The sequence below is a fragment of the Geodermatophilus sp. CPCC 205506 genome (assembly GCF_051383635.1).
In the GTDB taxonomy this organism is placed as follows: domain Bacteria; phylum Actinomycetota; class Actinomycetes; order Mycobacteriales; family Geodermatophilaceae; genus Geodermatophilus.
Window position 1 is genome coordinate 47158 of the sequence record NZ_JALPKP010000037.1, and the last position, 15873, is coordinate 63030.

General features: G+C 74.4%; 15 protein-coding genes. 3 read left to right on the plus strand and 12 right to left on the minus strand.

The annotated features are described in order from the left end of the window. The first annotated feature begins 198 nt into the window (after positions 1-198). A complete protein-coding gene (locus MY520_RS19715; protein WP_436694281.1) occupies positions 199-1119 on the plus strand; it encodes a CAP domain-containing protein in 921 nt (306 codons plus the stop codon). Between the two features lie 91 nt (positions 1120-1210). On the opposite strand, the gene MY520_RS19720 is transcribed toward MY520_RS19715, so the two are convergent. From MY520_RS19720 to MY520_RS19735, 4 genes are read right to left on the minus strand one after another with little or no spacing between them, the layout of a single operon-like run. Then, positions 1211-2425, minus strand: coding sequence for an NADP-dependent isocitrate dehydrogenase (locus MY520_RS19720; RefSeq protein ID WP_436694267.1), 1215 nt, complete (start codon positions 2423-2425; stop codon positions 1211-1213). Between the two features lie 35 nt (positions 2426-2460). Further along, positions 2461-3414 (minus strand): malate dehydrogenase, encoded by a 954-nt coding sequence (mdh, locus tag MY520_RS19725; RefSeq protein ID WP_436694268.1) that lies wholly within the window; start codon positions 3412-3414, stop codon positions 2461-2463. A 55-nt stretch (positions 3415-3469) separates the two neighbouring features. Continuing rightward, entirely contained in the window at positions 3470-3769 is a 300-nt protein-coding gene (locus MY520_RS19730; RefSeq protein ID WP_436694269.1) for a DUF3017 domain-containing protein, read from the minus strand. Beyond that, complete coding sequence (locus MY520_RS19735; RefSeq protein WP_436694270.1) at positions 3769-4638, minus strand: bifunctional methylenetetrahydrofolate dehydrogenase/methenyltetrahydrofolate cyclohydrolase; 870 nt, start codon at positions 4636-4638, stop codon at positions 3769-3771. The genes MY520_RS19730 and MY520_RS19735 overlap by 1 nt, the downstream gene beginning before the upstream one ends. A 99-nt stretch (positions 4639-4737) precedes the next feature. On the opposite strand from MY520_RS19735, the gene MY520_RS19740 reads away from it, so the two are divergent. Further along, the gene (locus MY520_RS19740; RefSeq protein ID WP_436694271.1) at positions 4738-5490 is read left to right on the plus strand and encodes a hypothetical protein; all 753 of its coding nucleotides are present in this window, start codon (positions 4738-4740) and stop codon (positions 5488-5490) included. Here MY520_RS19740 and MY520_RS19745 read toward each other — a convergent pair. The 8 genes from MY520_RS19745 to MY520_RS19780 all read right to left on the minus strand — a co-directional run bounded on the left by MY520_RS19745 (position 5487) and on the right by MY520_RS19780 (position 14337). After that, positions 5487-6155 carry a pentapeptide repeat-containing protein gene (locus MY520_RS19745; protein WP_436694272.1) on the minus strand — a complete coding sequence of 223 codons (669 nt, stop codon included), beginning with the start codon at positions 6153-6155 and terminating at the stop codon, positions 5487-5489. The genes MY520_RS19740 and MY520_RS19745 overlap by 4 nt on opposite strands. A gap of 10 nt (positions 6156-6165) precedes the next feature. After that, positions 6166-7716, minus strand: a complete 1551-nt coding sequence (purH, locus tag MY520_RS19750) for a bifunctional phosphoribosylaminoimidazolecarboxamide formyltransferase/IMP cyclohydrolase (protein ID WP_436694273.1) — start codon at positions 7714-7716, stop codon at positions 6166-6168. After that, positions 7713-8315: a phosphoribosylglycinamide formyltransferase gene (gene purN, locus MY520_RS19755; RefSeq protein ID WP_436694274.1), complete on the minus strand. Its 603-nt coding sequence runs from the start codon at positions 8313-8315 to the stop codon at positions 7713-7715. The genes purH and purN overlap by 4 nt, the downstream gene beginning before the upstream one ends. 45 nt (positions 8316-8360) lie before the next feature. Then, positions 8361-9545 (minus strand): cell division protein PerM, encoded by a 1185-nt coding sequence (locus MY520_RS19760; protein WP_436694275.1) that lies wholly within the window; start codon positions 9543-9545, stop codon positions 8361-8363. A 131-nt stretch (positions 9546-9676) separates the two neighbouring features. Then, entirely contained in the window at positions 9677-10789 is a 1113-nt protein-coding gene (locus MY520_RS19765) for a hypothetical protein (RefSeq protein WP_436694276.1), read from the minus strand. Between the two features lie 274 nt (positions 10790-11063). Further along, the gene (sucD, locus tag MY520_RS19770; protein ID WP_436694277.1) at positions 11064-11942 is read right to left on the minus strand and encodes a succinate--CoA ligase subunit alpha; all 879 of its coding nucleotides are present in this window, start codon (positions 11940-11942) and stop codon (positions 11064-11066) included. Between the two features lie 29 nt (positions 11943-11971). Beyond that, on the minus strand, positions 11972-13135 hold the full coding sequence (gene sucC, locus MY520_RS19775; protein WP_436694278.1) for an ADP-forming succinate--CoA ligase subunit beta: 1164 nt from the start codon (positions 13133-13135) through the stop codon (positions 11972-11974). 122 nt (positions 13136-13257) lie between these two features. Further along, positions 13258-14337: a hypothetical protein gene (locus MY520_RS19780; RefSeq protein ID WP_436694279.1), complete on the minus strand. Its 1080-nt coding sequence runs from the start codon at positions 14335-14337 to the stop codon at positions 13258-13260. Between the two features lie 275 nt (positions 14338-14612). On the opposite strand from MY520_RS19780, the gene MY520_RS19785 reads away from it, so the two are divergent. Next, positions 14613-15419: an esterase/lipase family protein gene (locus tag MY520_RS19785; RefSeq protein WP_436694280.1), complete on the plus strand. Its 807-nt coding sequence runs from the start codon at positions 14613-14615 to the stop codon at positions 15417-15419. Positions 15420-15873: the final 454 nt, after the last annotated feature.

Sequence of the window (15873 nt, forward strand, 5' to 3'; positions counted from 1 at the left end):
CGTGCTCCTCGATGTCGGTAGACGGACACCGACCATGCTGCCCGTCCCCGGGCTCCGGGACACCGCCCCGGAGGGGTTGAGTCGACCCACCGGTTACTTCCGTCACAGCCGACTGCCGATCATGGCCTCCGCCCGGCTACTGTCTCCAAGATAACGGTCCGTGATCTAGCAACTCGTGAGGGTTACCTCGTGCACCACATGCCAGCGGGCTCCCCGCTCTCTTCCCGGCTCTCCCGCTGGATCTCCGCGCTGTGGCGCGGGATCGGCCTCCGTCGGTTGGTGCCGGTGCTGGTCGTGGCCGGTGCCGTCGCCACCATCGCCCTGGCCGGCCCGGTGGTCGCGCAGGTGGTGACCGGGTCCACCGAGTCGCCCGCGGTGGCACTGGACTCCTCGTCCTCCTCCGCGGGTGCCACTGCGGCACGGACGTCCTCCAGCTCGGCGGGATCGTCGGGCGCTGCGACCGGTGCGCCGACCGGTGGCCCCGTGCAGATGGGCGTCGACGGGGCCCCGGCCACCGAGACCCCGGTGGCGCCCCCGGCGGACGCCTCGACCCCGCCGGCGGCCGAGACGACGGCTGCTGCGGACGAGCCGTCGTCCGAGCCCGCCGCGGAGCCGGACTCCCCGGAGCCGGCCGGGCAGAGCACTCCGTCGTCGTCCGCGGCCGAGGACGACCCGGAGCCGGCTCCCGCACCCGCCCCCGCGCCGCGGGCTGCCGCGCCCGCGGCCGCCGCGGCGCCGGCCGACCCCTCGACCGAGGGGCAGGTGCTGGCGCTGGTGAACCAGGAGCGGGCGGCGGCCGGCTGCTCGGCGCTGGTCCCCGACGGGGCCCTGGCCTCGGTGGCGCGGGCGCACAGCGCCGACATGCGCGACCGCGACTTCTTCTCGCACACCAACCCGGAGGGCCTCTCGCCCTTCGACCGCGCCGAGAACGCCGGGATCACCTACTCCCGCGCGGAGAACATCGCCTACGGCCAGCCGGACGCCGCCGCCGTCATGGATGCGTGGATGAACAGCTCCGGCCACCGGGCGAACATCCTCGACTGCGGTCTGCGGACGCTGGGCGTCGGCGTGGCCGAGGGCCCCGGCGGCCCGTGGTGGACCCAGCTCTTCGGCAGCTGACGGACATCCCCGCCCTCCAACGCGGACCGGCCCCCTCGACCGTGTGGTCGAGGGGGCCGGTCCGCGTCACGCCCCTGGGAGGGGGCCGCCTTCAGGCCATGGCCTTCTTCAGGTTGCTGTCGATGGCCGCCAGGAAGTCCTGGGTGGTCAGCCACTCCTGGTCGCGGCTGATCAGCAGCGCGAGGTCCTTGGTCATCTGGCCGCCTTCGACGGTGTCGATGCAGACCTTCTCCAGGGTCTCGGCGAAGCGGGTCACCTCGGGGGTGCTGTCCAGCTTGCCGCGGTGGGCGAGGCCCCGGGTCCAGGCGAAGATCGACGCGATCGGGTTGGTCGACGTCTCCTTGCCCTGCTGGTGCTGCCGGTAGTGGCGGGTCACCGTGCCGTGCGCGGCCTCGGCCTCGACGGTGCGGCCGTCGGGGCTCATCAGCACCGAGGTCATCAGGCCGAGCGAGCCGAAGCCCTGGGCCACGGTGTCGGACTGCACGTCACCGTCGTAGTTCTTGCACGCCCAGACGTAGCCGCCCTCCCACTTGAGCGAGGCGGCGACCATGTCGTCGATCAGCCGGTGCTCGTAGGTGATGCCGGCGGCGGCGAACTTGTCCTTGAACTCGGAGTCGAAGACCTCCTGGAACAGGTCCTTGAACCGGCCGTCGTAGGCCTTGAGGATCGTGTTCTTGGTCGAGAGGTAGACCGGGTACTCGCGGTTGAGCCCGTAGTTCATCGAGGCCCGGGCGAAGTCGCGGATCGACTCGTCGAGGTTGTACATCGCCATGGCGACGCCGCCGCCCGGCGACTGGAACACCTCGTGCTCGATCGGCGCGGAGCCGTCCTTGGGCGTGAAGTTGATCGTCAGCGTCCCCTCGCCGGGGAACCTGAAGTCGGTCGCCCGGTACTGGTCACCGAAGGCGTGACGGCCGACGACGATCGGCTTGGTCCAGCCCGGCACCAGCCGCGGCACGTTCTGCATGATGATCGGCTCGCGGAAGATGACGCCGCCGAGGATGTTGCGGATCGTCCCGTTCGGGGACCGGTACATCCGCTTGAGGCCGAACTCCTCGACCCGCGCCTCGTCGGGGGTGATCGTGGCGCACTTGACGCCGACGCCGTGCTGCTTGATCGCGTTGGCCGCGTCGACCGTGATCTGGTCGTCGGTCTCGTCGCGCTTCTCGATCCCGAGGTCGTAGTACTCGAGGTCCACGTCGAGGTACGGGAGGATCAGCTGGTCCTTGATGAACTGCCAGATGATCCGGGTCATCTCGTCGCCGTCGAGCTCGACGACCTTGCCCTCGACCTTGATCTTGCTCACGCTTGACATCCCTCTCTGCAGCTCTGACCGGATGGTCAGAGGTCGGCCACGTCGGCCTGCTTGGCGCGCACGGCCTCGGCCGCCTCGCGCAGCCCGGCCAGCTCGCTCTCGGTCAGGTCACCCTCGACCACCCGCCGGACGCCGCCGCGCCCGATCTCGGCCTCGACGCCCAGGTACACCCCGGAGATGCCGTACTCGCCGTCCACCCAGGCGCACACCGGCATGACGGCGCCGGAGTCCTCCATGACCGCGCGGGCCATGCGGGCCGCCGCGGCCGATGGCGCGTAGTAGGCCGAGCCGGTCTTCAGCAGTGCCACGACCTCGGCCCCGCCGTTGCGCGTGCGGTCGACCAGGTGCTCGATCCGGTCGGCGGCCAGCACGTCGGCGAGCGGCTTGCCGTCGACGGTGCAGCGCGAGGGCACCGGCACCATCGTGTCGCCGTGCGAGCCGAGGGTCAGGGTCTGCACCGAGCCCACCGGGACGCCGAGCTCCTCGGCGACGTTGTTGGTGAACCGCGCGGTGTCGAGCATGCCGGCCTGGCCCATGACCCGGTTCTCCGGGAACCCGGTGGCCAGCTGCGCCAGCGCGGTCATCTCGTCCAGCGGGTTGGACACCACGATGACGACGGCGTCGGGCGAGGTCTGCGCGATGTTCTCGGCCACCTGGCGGACGATCTTGGCGTTGGTCTCGATGAGGTCCATCCGGCTCATGCCGGGTTTGCGCGGCAGCCCCGCGGTGATCACCACGACGTCGGAGCCCTCGGTGCCCTCGTACGACCCGCCGCCGACACCGACGACCCGGGTCTCGAAGCCCTCGATCGGCCGCGACTGGTTCATGTCGAGGGCGATGCCCTCGGGCTTGCCCTCGACGATGTCGGTCAGCACGACGGTCTCGAAGATGTCGTACTCCGCCAGTCGCAGGGCGGTGGTCGAGCCGTAGAACCCGGCACCGACGACGGTCACCTTGCCGTTCCTGGGCTGGTCTGCCATGGCGGCCAACCTATCGCTGCCCGCGGGGAGCCGCCTGCGGGGGTCGGCCCGGGGCTCAGCCGCGGGCCAGCGCCAGGGTGAACGCGGTGAGGGTGATCCCCACCCCGATGAGCAGGACGACGTCCACCGGCCGGCTGCGGACGGCGAGGAACCCGACCCGGCGCACCGGCAGCAGCAGCCGCATCAGCCCGCCGGCCACCAGCGCCACCCCGACGGTGACCAGCCCCTGCCGCCAGTGCTCGAACGCCACCATCACCAGACCCGCCGCGACCACCAGAAGCACCACCAGCAGGGGCAGCTGCCGGATCAGCCCGGCCAGGAACGGCCGGCGCGTGTAGAGCGGCGGGCGGCTCATCAGGCGGTCAGCACGTCCTCCGCGGCGGCCTGCTCCGCGGCCAGGACGACGTTCTGCAGGAGCATCGCGCGGGTCATCGGCCCGACGCCGCCGGGGTTGGGCGCCACGAACCCGGCCACCTCGACGACGTCCCGGGCGACGTCCCCGGCGATCTTGCCGTCGACCCGGCTGACCCCCACGTCGAGGACGGCGGCCCCCGGCTTGACGACGTCCCGGGTGACCAGGCCGGGGACGCCGGCCGCGGCCACGACGATGTCGGCGGTCCGCAGGTGCGCGGCCAGGTCACGGGTCCCGGTGTGGCAGAGGGTGACCGTGGCGTTCTCGCTGCGGCGGGTGAGCAGCAGCCCCAGCGGCCGGCCGACGGTGATGCCGCGGCCGACGACGACCACCTCGGCCCCGGCGATCGGCACGCCGTACCGGCGCAGCAGCTCGACGATCCCGACCGGCGTGCACGGCAGCGCCCCCGGCACGTTGAGCACCAGCCGGCCGAGGTTGACCGGGTGCAGGCCGTCGGCGTCCTTCGCCGGGTCCATCCGCTCCAGGACGGCGCTCTCCTCGATCCCCTTCGGCAGCGGCAGCTGGACGATGTACCCGGTGCACGCCGGGTCCGCGTTGAGCTCGTCGACCACGGCCAGGACGTCGGTCAGCGTGGCCGTCGCCGGCAGCTCCCGCTGGATGCTGGCGATCCCCACCTGGGCGCAGTCGGAGTGCTTGGCGTTGACGTACCACCTGCTGCCCGGGTCGTCGCCGACCAGCAGCGTGCCGAGGCCCGGACGGTGACCGGCCGCGGCGAGGGAGGCGACGCGTTCGGTCAGCTCCACCCTGATGGCTGCTGCGGTGGCCTTGCCGTCGAGGATCGTCGCGGGCACGGCCGACAGTGTGCCCGAGAGCCGTCCACCGGAGGCCACCCCGCCCTAGGCTCGGCGGGAGCGGGTGCGGTCCCGCCTGCCGACCTGCGAGGAGAGCAGATGACCGAGCGCGAGCAGTCCCCCACCGGCGCACCGGGGGGCACCGGCGACTGGCGCGAGCAGACGACGCCGGGCATCCAGCCGGTGCGCGGCGCGCCGGGCGACAGCGGCACCGGGTACGGCAGCGGCTACGGCAGTGGACCCGGGCACGGCAGCGGACCCGGCTTCAGCGGCGGCCAGGGCTCCGGCAGCGGCTACGGCGCCGGCTCGGGTCCCGACTACTCGATCAGCGGCGCCGGAGGGGCCGGGGCCGCGCTCGGCGGCGCCGGCGCGAGCACCACCACGCCGGAGTACTCGACCAGGCCGGTGTCGGTCCGGCGGGCCGACACCTTCGCCAGCCTGCTGCTGATCCTCGCGGGCCTCGCGGCCGCGGTGAGCCTGCTGCTGCGCTGGCTGCCCGGCAGCGACCTCACCGGCTGGGATCTCGTGCAGCGCGGCTTCGACGAACTGGAGGACGGTGTCGGCCGGCTGATCGACACCGGCTTCTGGCAGCCCATGGCCGTCGTGCTCGGCGGCGGGGTGCTGTTCGTGCTGGGCCTGCTCGTCGTCCTGCCGGCCAAGACGCACCGGTTCCTCGGCGTCCTCGCGCTCCTGGTCAGCCTGGTGGCGGCGGCCGGCGTCCTGGTGCCGCTGGCGAACACCGGCTGGGACCTCGACCAGGTCGACACCGGGTTCTGGTTCGCCGTCGCCGTCCCGGTGTTCGGGCTGCTCGGCGCCCTGAAGGCCATGTTCACCGGACCCCGTCGCCGTTAGTCGGCGACGAGCGCGCCCCGGGAGCGGGCGACCTGCACGGCCTGCAGGAGGTCGAGGCGGACGCCGGTCAGCTCGAACGCCGGCCAGTTCACCGAGTCGGTGGAGGCCCCGCGCAGGTCCGAGCCGCGCAGCTTCGCTCCCTGCAGCCGGGCGCGGTCGAGGTCGGCGCCGGTGAGGTCGCACTCCCGCAGGTCGGCGTCGGTGAGGTCGGCCTCGCGGAACCGCTGCCCGGACAGGTCCAGGCCGGAGAGGTCGGCCCCGCGCAGCGACGTCCACGACCAGTCGCAGTCGACCGACGTCATCGGCCGCAGGACGGCACCGGGGAACTGCGAGCCGGTGAGCTTGCAGCCGGTCCAGACGACGTCGAACAACCGCGCCCGGTCGAACCGGCAGGAGAGGAACGCCGACCCGGTGTGCCGTGAGCCGCCCATCCGCACGCCGGTCAGCACGCAGGAGTCGAAGACGCACCGCCGGGTGACCAGCTCCTCCAGCCCGGCGTCGTCGAAGCGGCAGCGGGTGAAGGTGACGCCGTCGAGCTCGGCTCCCCACCAGTCGACCCGGGCGTAGTCCTGGCCCTCGACCTCCGCGCCCGCCTCGGGCGGGCGGACGTGCGGCTTCGGCCCCGTGCAGGGACCTGCCGCGAGCTTGCGAGTGGTGGGGGGCACGGGACCTCCCTCAGTGGGCGAAGTGGCGGGTCCCGGTCAGGTAGACCGGCACGCCCGCTGCCGCCGCCGCGGCGATGACCTCCTCGTCGCGCACCGAGCCGCCCGGCTGGACCACCGCCCGCACCCCGGCCTCCAGCAGCACCTGCAGGCCGTCGGCGAAGGGGAAGAAGGCATCGGAGGCGGCGACCGACCCGGCGGCCCGCTCCCCCGCCCGGGTCACGGCCAGGCGGGCGGCGTCCACCCGGTTGACCTGCCCCATGCCCACCCCGACGGTGGCCTTGTCGTGGGCCAGCAGGATGGCGTTGCTGCGGACCGCACGGACGCTGCGCCAGGCGAAGACGAGGTCGTCGAGGCCGGCGGCGTCCAGCGGGTCCCCGGTGGCGAGGGTCCAGGTGGTGGGGTCGTCCCCCGGGGCGTCGATCCGGTCCACGACCTGGAGCAGCAGCCCGCCACCGACCGGGCGCAGCTCGGTGGCCGAGCGCGTGTCGTCCGGCAGCCGCAGCAGCCGGATGTTCTTCTTCGCGGTCAGCACCTCGACGGCGTCGCGGGTGAACGACGGCGCGACGACCACCTCGGTGAACACGCCGGCGATCTGCTCGGCCATGGCGAGGTCGACCTCGCGGTTGGCGGCGATCACCCCGCCGAACGCCGAGACCGGGTCGCAGGCGTGCGCCTTGCGGTGCGCGGCGGCGATGTCGGTGCCGACGGCGATCCCGCAGGGGTTGGCGTGCTTGATGATCGCCACGCAGGGGTCGGTGTGGTCGTGCGCGGCCCGCCAGGCGGCGTCGGTGTCGACGTAGTTGTTGTAGGACATCTGCTTGCCGTGCAGCTGCTCGGCGTGCGCGAGCCCGGGCCGCCCGCTGCGGTACAGCGCCGCCTGCTGGTGCGGGTTCTCGCCGTAGCGCAGCACCTCGGCGCGCTCCCAGCTGGCCCCGACCCAGGCCGGGAACACGGTGTCGGTCTCGGGGGCCAGCACGCTGCCCATCCACGACGCGACGGCGATGTCGTAGCTCGCGGTGTGCCGGAACGCGGCGGCGGCCAGCCCCTGCCGCTCGGCCAGCGTGAAGCCCCCGGCGGCGACCGCCGCGAGGACGTCGCCGTAGCGGGCGGGGTCCACGACGACGGCGACCGAGGGGTGGTTCTTGGCCGCGGCCCGCACCATCGCGGGCCCGCCGATGTCGATCTGCTCCACGCACTCGTCCGGCGTCGCACCGGACGCGACCGTCTCGGTGAACGGGTAGAGGTTGACGACCACGAGGTCGAACGGCGCGATGCCGAGCTCGTCGAGCTGCTGCTCGTGCTCGGGCCTGCGGCGGTCGGCGAGGATGCCGGCGTGCACCGCCGGGTGCAGCGTCTTCACCCGGCCGTCCAGGCACTCGGGGAAGCCGGTGACCTGCTCCACCGGCGTGACCGGGACGCCGGCGTCGGCGATCCGCCGTGCGGTCGCGCCGGTGCTCACCAGCTCCACGCCGGCGTCGGCCAGCACGCGGGCCAGCTCCTCGATGCCGGTCTTGTCGTAGACGCCCAGCAGCGCGCGCCGGATCGGGGTGCGGTCGCTCATCGGGGGTCCTCCTCACCGGTGGCCAGTCGCGCCACCGTCTCCACGAGGAGCTCGCGCTCCACGGTCTTGATCCGTTCGTGCAGCCGCGCCTCGTCGTCCCCGGGTAGGACCGGCACCTCGCGCTGGGCGAGCACCGGGCCGGTGTCGACACCGGCGTCGACCAGGTGCACGGTGCTGCCGGTGACCGGCACCCCCGCGGCCAGCGCGTCCCGGACCGCGTGCGCGCCGGGGAAGGCGGGCAGCAGCGCCGGGTGGGTGTTGATCAGCCGCCCGTCGAAGGCGTCGAGGACGGCGGGGCCGACGATCTTCATGAAGCCCGCCGAGACCACCAGGTCGGGCCGGTGCCCGGCGATCGCCGCGGCCAGCGCGCGGTCCCACGCGGCGCGGTCGGCGTGGTCGTGCAGCCGGCAGGTGAAGGTGGCGACGCCGCGCCGTCGGGCGTGCTCGAGCCCGGCGGCGTCGCGGTCGCTGCCGACCGCGACGACGGTGGCCGGGTAGCCGGGGTCGTCCGTCGCGTCCAGCAGCGCGGCGCACAGCGAGCCGGTGCCCGAGATCAGGACGACGACCCGCGCCCGCGGGGACGGCTCAGGTGCGGGCACGACTGCGACCCTAACCGGACGGCACCGCCCCTCCCCGGCCGGTCCTCAGCCCCGCGACCGCCAGCGGGACACCACGGCGCCGACCGCCGCGGCGATGCCCGCCTGGGCCGCGACGGCCAGCCCGGTCGCCACCGGAGGGGCGCCCACCTCCGCCAGCCCGCCGTCGCCGAGCGAGCCGCCGGCGACCCAGGCCAGCAGCCCGCACGCGGCACCGAGCAGGACGCCGGCCAGCACGCCCCAGAGCCCGGCCACCACGGGCCGGCCCTGCTCCAGCCGCCGGCCGACGGTTCCGCCGGCCACGAGGCCGGCCAGCGCGGGCACCACCTGGGAGGCGAAGGCCAGCAGCGGCACCGCCTGGGTGTCGGGCAGCGCGGCGAGCAGTGGCAGCGCCGGCACGGCCCCGAGGGTCACGCCGTGCACCGACACCAGCGTGCCGGTGCCGACGACGAAGCCCGGCCCGGCGGCCAGGCCGATCGCGGCGACGGCGGCGTTCGGCAGCAGGAGCGCGCCCAGGGCGATCAGCCCCACCGCCCCGGCTCCCGCTCCGCCCAGGGCCCTCGTCAGCGCGGCGTGGCCCTCGGTGTCGGAGGCCAGGGCGATCGCCACCATGACGAACCCGAGGGCCAGCGCGGCGAGCAGCCCGGCGAGGACGGCCCTCAGCAGCGGCCGGACCGGTTCGGGCAGCCGGCCCAGGGCGGCGTCGAGGAGGCCGGACTCCCGCACCGTGCACCACCCGGCGGCGAGGAGGGCCAGCACGGCGCCGCCGACGGCGCAGCGCAGCAGGTCGACGTCCGCCCCCGGGGTGTCGACGGCGAGGCCCAGCAGGAGGGTCAGCAGGGTGTGGGTGCCCGTGACGGCGGCGACGACCGCGACCGCGGTCCGCCCGTCGCCGACGTCGTACGCCCGGACGACGCCGCGCGCGGCGCTGGACAGCCCCCAGGCGACGACGAGGGTGAGCAGCAGCGGAGCGAGCACCAGCGGGCCGGAGCCGAGGACGAGACCACCGCCCTGGGCCAGCAGCCAGAGCGCGCCGGCGACGCGTGCCGACTCCGCGACCGGCAGTCCGCCGGCCGGGTCGAGCGTCTGGACCACCACCACGGCCAGACAGAGCCCCAGCAGCCCGAGCACCGACACCGCGACCGCGGCCACGGCGGCGAGGACGGGCGCGCGCCGGCGGGCGGCGCGCGGGTCCCGCCCGGCCAGGCTGAGGCGGGCCAGCAGGGAGGTCACCCCTCCACTCTCCCAAGCCGGCGGCCGGGTTCGCCGTCGCACGCGCCCGTCGGTGCCGACAAAGCCGACGAGGGCCGGCGGCACGCGGCCGGCCCTCGTCGGCCGGGTGCGCCCTGCCGGGCGCCGGTGGATCAGGCGGGGTCGGTGGAGCTCGGCTGGTGGCCGGAGGCCGTCGAGCCGCCGGGCCGGCCGGGGTCGCTCCCGCCGGGCCGACCAGGGGGGAACGGGGGCAGGCGGCGCTCCTGCGGCGCGCCCGACGGCGGCTGCTGGCCGGCGGGCTGCTGGCCCGGAGCCGGCTGCCCGTAGCCCGACTGCTGCCCGTAGCCCGGCTGCTGCCCGTAGCCCGGCTGCCCGTAGCCCTGCTGGCCGTAGGGCTGCGGCGACCCGAACGACGGCGCCCCGTAGGGCGAGCCCTGCGGCGCGCCCGGTGCGCCCTGCCCGAACTGCGGCGCCGGCTGGTTGGCCCACTGGGTGGCGTCGGCCAGCCCACCGGGCAGCGCCGGCCGGTTCGTCAGCTCCGGGAGCAGCGACAGGACGGCGAACACGAGGACGGCCGCCGCGGTGAGGAAACCGAGCAGTGACCAGATGGAGAAGGCCAGGCCGTCCCCGAAGCTGTCCAGCCACCCGAGGAGCGCGAACAGGAAGCCGAGCCCGGCGAGGCCGACGGTGACGAACGACCTCGGGAAGCCGAGGCGGAGGGTGACGACGGCCGGCAGCACGGTCCAGACGGAGGCGAGCAGGAAGAGGAAGAACGCCGTCTTGACCTGGCCGGAACGCCAGCCGCTGAAGCTGAGGTCGGCGCCGAAGAAGAGGTCCTCGAGCTGGTACCAGGGGAAGAACGACAGGATCAGGAAGAGCACGGTCGCGCCGGCGATGACGTAGTCGGCCATCGTCAGCTTCTTCGGGTCGAACCCGACCGAGCCGCCCGTGCCGGCCGGCCGGCCGTACGGGTCCTGCCCGTACGGCGGCTGCCCGTGAGGCGGCTGCCCGTAGGGGGCCTGCTGACCGTAGGTCGGCTGCCCGGCGTCGGGCTGGCCGTACGCAGGTTGCCCGTAGCCGGGCTGCCCGTACGGGGGCTGCTGTCCGTACTGGGACGGCGCGCCGTACCCGGGCTGCTGGCCGTACCCCGGCTGCGCCGGCTGCTGTCCGTATCCCGGCTGCTGGCCGAACCCCGGCTGGCCCGGCTGCTGGCCGAACCCCGGCTGGCCGTACCCGCCCGGCGGGTGCGGCGGCTGACTGGTCATCGCGGGGCTCTCCTCGGTCCTGACGTGATCACTGAGCGCATCCTCGGCAGCGGCCGCGCGCTCCGGCAACCGTGGCACGCCCACTGTCCCCCTTCGTGATGCTGTCGAGTCCGTGAGACGACGCTGCCCGGCGACCTCTCGGAGGTCGCCGGGCACCGTCGGTGGATCGGTGGATCGGTGGGGCAGCGGCATTCAGGCGGCCAGCTCACGGGGCGCCTTCCGACCGCGCTCCGCTCCCCACTCGCCGGCGCTCCCTGCGATGCTCACGCGGGCGTCAGGCGCCCACGATCTCCCGCATGAGGCGGGCCGTCTCCGACGGGGTCTTCCCCACGCGGACGCCGGCGGCCTCGAGAGCCTCCTGCTTCGCCTGCGCCGTACCGGCCGACCCGGAGACGATCGCGCCGGCGTGGCCCATCGTCTTGCCCTCTGGCGCGGTGAAGCCGGCGACGTAGCCGACGACCGGCTTGGTCACGTTGGCCTTGATGAAGTCGGCGGCCCGCTCCTCGGCGTCGCCGCCGATCTCGCCGATCATCACGATCGCCTCGGTCTCCGGGTCGTCCTGGAACGCCTGGAGGCAGTCGATGTGGGTGGTGCCGATGACGGGGTCACCGCCGATGCCGACGCAGGTGGAGAACCCGATGTCCCGCAGCTCGTACATCATCTGGTAGGTCAGCGTGCCCGACTTGCTGACCAGCCCGATCTTGCCCTGCTTGGTGATGTTGGCCGGGATGATGCCGGCGTTGGAGCGCTCCGGGCTGATCAGGCCGGGGCAGTTCGGGCCGATGATCCGGGTGGAGCCGCCCTGCGCGTGCGCCCAGAAGTAGGTCGAGTCGTGCACCGGGATGCCCTCGGTGATGACCACGGCGAGCCCGATCTGGGCGTCGACGGCCTCGATGACGGCACCCTTGGCACCCGCCGGCGGCACGAAGATGACGGTGACGTCGGCGCCGGTCTCCTTCATCGCCTCGGCGACGGAGCCGAACACCGGGACGGCCGCGCCCTCGAAGTCGACGCTCTGGCCGGCCTTCTTCGGGTTGACGCCACCGACGATCGCCGTGCCCGAGGCCAGCATGCGCTGGGTGTGCTTGCGGCCCTCGGAGCCGGTCATGCCCTGGACGATGACCTTGCTGTTCTCGTTGAGGAAGATCGACATCTCTACTGGTGTCCTGTCGTCTCGGGGGTTCAGGCGGCGGCGAGCTCGGCGGCCCGGCGCGCGGCGCCGTCCATCGTGTCCACGACGGTCACCAGCGGGTGGTTGGCCTCGGCGAGGATCCGCCGGCCCTCCTCGACGTTGTTGCCGTCGAGCCGGACGACGAGCGGCTTGGTCGCCTCGTCGCCGAGGAGCTGCAGGGCGGTGACGATGCCGTTGGCGACGGCGTCACAGGCGGTGATGCCGCCGAAGACGTTGACGAACACGCTCTTCACCGCGGGGTCGGACAGGATGATGTGCAGCCCGTTGGCCATGACCTCGGCCGAGGCGCCGCCACCGATGTCGAGGAAGTTGGCCGGCCGCACCCCGCCGAACTCCTCGCCGGCGTACGCGACGACGTCCAGGGTGCTCATGACCAGGCCGGCACCGTTGCCGATGATGCCGACCTCGCCCTCGAGCTTGACGTAGTTGAGGTCCTTCTCCTTGGCCGCGGCCTCCAGCGGGTCCGCCGAGGCGACGTCCTCGAGCGCGGCGTGGCTCTCGTGCCGGAAGCCGGCGTTCTCGTCGAGGGTGACCTTCGCGTCGAGCGCGAGGACGGTGCCGTCGGGCGCCTTGGCCAGCGGGTTGACCTCGACCAGCGTGGCGTCCTCCTTGGCGAAGACGTCCCACAGCTGGACGGCGATGGCGATCACCTGGTCGCGGACCTCGGCCGGGAAGCCCGCGGCGTCCACGATCTCGGCGGCCTTGGCGGTGTCCACGCCGACCGTGGCGTCGACGGGGATGCGGGCGAGGGCCTCCGGGCGCTCGACGGCGAGCTGCTCGATCTCCATGCCGCCCTCGACGCTGGCCATGGCCAGGAAGGTGCGGTTGGCGCGGTCGAGCAGGTAGGAGAAGTAGTACTCCTCGGCGATGTCACTGGCCTGGGCGACCATCACGCGGTGGGTGATGTGGCCCTTGATGTCCAGCCCGAGGATGTCCTGGGCGCGGGCCCGCGCCTCGTCGGCGTCGGCGGCGAGCTTCACGCCGCCGGCCTTGCCGCGGCCCCCGGTCTTGACCTGTGCCTTGACGACGACGGTCTGCCCGATCTCGCGGGCGATCGCCTCCGCCTGCTCCGGCGTCTCGGCGACGCCACCGGGCAGCACCGGGACGCCGTGGGACGCCAGGAGGTCACGGGCCTGGTATTCGAAGAGATCCACGAACAGGCACCGTAGCCCGCACCGGACCGCCTCGTCCCACCGGCTCCGGCAGGTATGGGGCGCATCACACCCCGGCGCCACCCCGATTCCGCAGACCAGAAGGGAGCCGCCGCCACCGGGCGTCAGCGGCCGCCGGCGGCCTCCCCGGCGACCGGCGCCGACCGGCGCAACCGCCACGCCAGCACGGTCAGGACGCCGTACCCGACGCCGGCCAGGAGCAGCCCGACGCCGGGCAACGTCCACTCCAGCTCGTCGGAGACGGCGGCGTCCCGCAGCCCGGCCAGCCCGAGCGACAGGACGACGACGGCGATCGCCAGCAGGCCGCCGACCGCTGCCAGCCGCGGCCGCAGCGAGGGCGCGAGCACCGAGCACAGGACGATCGCCCCGGCCAGCAGCAGGCCGCCGAGCAGCGCCAGGCCCGGACGCTCGAGCAGCCCCTGCGCGCCCGCCTGCTCCACGACCTCCTGGATCCCGGTCGCCGGGTCGGTGACCACCCGGTCGGGCAGGTCGGCGGCCGGCAGCACCAGGCACAGCACCGTCCCGACGCCGAGCAGGACGGCGGCACCGGCCAGGCCCGGCCGGGCGGGGTCGAGCGACCCGCCGTCCTCCATGACCGTGCGCCCCCACGACGCGGCGGCCAGCGCCCCGGCCAGCACGGTGAGGCCGAGCGCGACGACGCCGAGCACCCAGCCGGGGCCGATCTCCACGGAACTGGTGAGCACGCGCCGACCGAGGAGCACCTCGAGGCCCGGCCGGGCGGTCGAGGAACTCGCCCGGTAGACCTCGATGAGCAGCAGCCCCAGCGCCAGCGCTCCGGCCACGCCGGCGTAGGCCTGCCCGAACCGGGGCACCCGGCCGGCCGCGAGGACCCCGCCGACGGCCGCTCCGGCCACCGGCAGCAGCAGTCCGACGAGGACGCCACCCACCCCGCGCGCCTGGCTCAGCTCCTCCCCGCCGACCACCAGGTAGGTCGGGAAGACGGCGACCGATCCGGCCAGAGCGGCCAGGACGAGCAGCACCCCGGACAACCGCGCGCCCAGCGGGGCCGCGCCGACCACCAGCCCGTCGGCGGGGCGCGGGGTCTGCGCGGGCCCCGCCACGGGCCGGCGGGGCGCGGTCCGGCGGGCCGCCGCCGTGCGGGAACGGCCGGCGCCCCCCTGGTCGCTGTCGCGCCGCCGCGTGGAGCCATCGCGGGTGGCCACGGTTCCCCCTTCGTCGATCAGGTCACGAACCGGCCTCGATCCGGGCCAGGCCGGTCACGCTTGTGTGACGGCCGCCACACCAGGGCATTACCTTCGCGTGAACTGGGCACCGTCCAGGTGCCCCCGCCCATGGCGGGACCGCCGATCCCGGGACTTCCCGGCACCGAGAACGGGGAGGACCGGCCATGCGCCCGACCAGCGTCCCGGGACCTGCCCCAGACTCGCACACCGGCAGCCCTGCCCCGGGAACGCCACGGTGCGGGCTGCGGACCCTGGTGACCCGCACCGCGCTGACCGGCGGGATCACCGAACTGGCGCTCGTCGGCGCGCACATGCTCATGTACCCGCTGGGCACCCGGACCGACCGACTGCGGCCCGATCCCCGCCGCCGGCCGGGCGAGCAGTCGCCCGCCGTCCGCGCCCTGTTCGCCGCCGACCCGCTCGCCGCCCGCATCCCCGTCGTCCTCGTGCACGGCCTGGTCGACAACCACTCGGTGTTCGCCGTGATGCGCCGCAGCCTCCGCCGTCGGGGCTTCGCCCACGTCTGCTCCTGGAACTACAGCCCGCTGCTCACCGACGTCGCCCGCGGCGCCGCCGCCCTCGGCCGGCACCTCGAGCAGATCTGCGAGCAGACCGGGCACGACCGCGTCCACGTCGTCGGGCACAGCCTCGGCGGCCTCATCGCCCGCTACCACGTGCAGCGGCAGGGCGGGGACCAGCGGGTGGAGTCCCTGGTGACGCTGGGGACGCCGCACCAGGGCACGGTGCTGGCCCACCTCCTCCCCACCCCGCTGGTACGCCAGCTCCGCCCCGGGTCCCCCGTGATCCGCGAGCTGGCCGAGCCGGCGCCGGGCGTACGGACGCCGGTCACCGCGATCTACAGCGACCTCGACCAGGTGGTGCTCCCGACCAGCGCCGCCCGCTGCGACCACCCGGACCTGCACGCGCGCAACGTCCTGGTCCGCGGGGTCGGCCACATGTCCCTGCCGTTCCACCGCACCGTCCTCGACGAGGTCGCGGTCACCCTGGCCGGACGGCGCCGCACCGAGCGCCCCCTCCCCGCCCCGGCCGCCGTCGCCTGAACGCACCCCCGAGATCCCGCACCGGACGACCGGCGCGGGATCTCGTCGTGCGCCCGGTTCCGCACCCTGCGAGTCCCACGCGCCTCACCGGTTGCAGACAAAGCGACACGGAGTGTCGTAGACCGGCGTCGACCTGACTCATCGTTACGGTCCGATCACGGCGCCGGTACCAACCGGCGGGTGTCGCAGTCCGGGCACCTCCGCCGCCGTCGCTCCCCCGACGGTCTGCCCCCAGGGCATCCGGTCGGGAGGGTCGCTTCCGAAGGAGGTGCTCCGTGACTCGCCAGCCAGCGCTGCTCGAGCGACCGGGGACCGACCGCGAGCCGGCCGCTCCCGTCCTCCCCCGGCCGCGCGCCGTCCCCGCCGCGGAGACCACCGGCTGCCTCCCCGCCGCGGCCGCTCCCGCGCCCGCCGGCGGCGACGCGGACGCCGTGGCCGCTCCGGCAGCGAAGCG

Coding starts and splice junctions, on each gene's coding strand:
- MY520_RS19715 (WP_436694281.1), top strand. CDS start 199: ATGCCAGCGGGCTCCCCGCTCTCTTCCCGGCTCTCCCGCTGGATCTCC.
- mdh (WP_436694268.1), bottom strand. CDS start 3,414: ATGGCAGACCAGCCCAGGAACGGCAAGGTGACCGTCGTCGGTGCCGGG.
- MY520_RS19730 (WP_436694269.1), bottom strand. CDS start 3,769: ATGAGCCGCCCGCCGCTCTACACGCGCCGGCCGTTCCTGGCCGGGCTG.
- MY520_RS19740 (WP_436694271.1), top strand. CDS start 4,738: ATGACCGAGCGCGAGCAGTCCCCCACCGGCGCACCGGGGGGCACCGGC.
- purH (WP_436694273.1), bottom strand. CDS start 7,716: ATGAGCGACCGCACCCCGATCCGGCGCGCGCTGCTGGGCGTCTACGAC.
- MY520_RS19765 (WP_436694276.1), bottom strand. CDS start 10,789: ATGACCAGTCAGCCGCCGCACCCGCCGGGCGGGTACGGCCAGCCGGGG.
- sucD (WP_436694277.1), bottom strand. CDS start 11,942: ATGTCGATCTTCCTCAACGAGAACAGCAAGGTCATCGTCCAGGGCATG.